This is a genomic window from Halorubrum distributum JCM 13561 (assembly GCF_000337395.1).
Lineage (GTDB): Archaea > Halobacteriota > Halobacteria > Halobacteriales > Haloferacaceae > Halorubrum > Halorubrum distributum.
The window spans coordinates 1-627 of the sequence record NZ_AOJF01000010.1; the positions used below are offsets into that span (position 1 = coordinate 1).

Sequence of the window (627 nt, forward strand, 5' to 3'; positions counted from 1 at the left end):
CCTCCTCGCGGGCGACCTCGAGCTCGTCGGGACTGACGCCGTCGAACGAGCGGGCGTCGACGAGCTCGTCGCTCGGTGGGAGCTGGGGAGTAAGTTCACGCGCGCCGTCGGCTGCCGGCTCCCAGCGCGGGAGCGGGGCGCCGTACTTGGTGCGTGCGCGACGGTACGCCTCGGTGAAGCCGGAGCCCTCCAGGGCCTCGCGAGGGTCGTTGAGGAGGCCGCTGTCGAGGGCTACGAACCGGAGCGTGTCGATGACGCGTTGGGTATCAGCGTCCCACACGGTCCCGCTGTCGTACACGATCACCGACTCCCCACTTTCGGAGTCGCGCCATACGGGGTCGAGGGCTCGAACGGCCTCGCCGCCGACGTCGTCGCCGGTGGCGGAGACGGTGGTCGCGAGCGCGTCCTCGTCGAGGTCGAAGAACCCGACCTCGCTAATCACGTCGAGGACCGCGTCGAACTCGGCCACCGCGTCGCCGGTGGGGAGGTACTCGGGGAGAGGGGCGCCGTACTCGGTCCGTGCGAGGGAATAAGCCTCGGGGTACGCCTCGTCGAGGCCGGCGTCGCACGACTTGATGAGCTCCTCTTCGACGGCGACAGCCCGGACGACATCGACGCCCGACCCGC

Annotated in this window: 1 pseudogene; it reads right to left on the minus strand. The window is 70.5% G+C overall.

Features of this window, described 5'->3' with window-relative positions:
- Positions 1–627, minus strand: a pseudogene (locus C470_RS15895) (hypothetical protein); the annotation flags it as partial.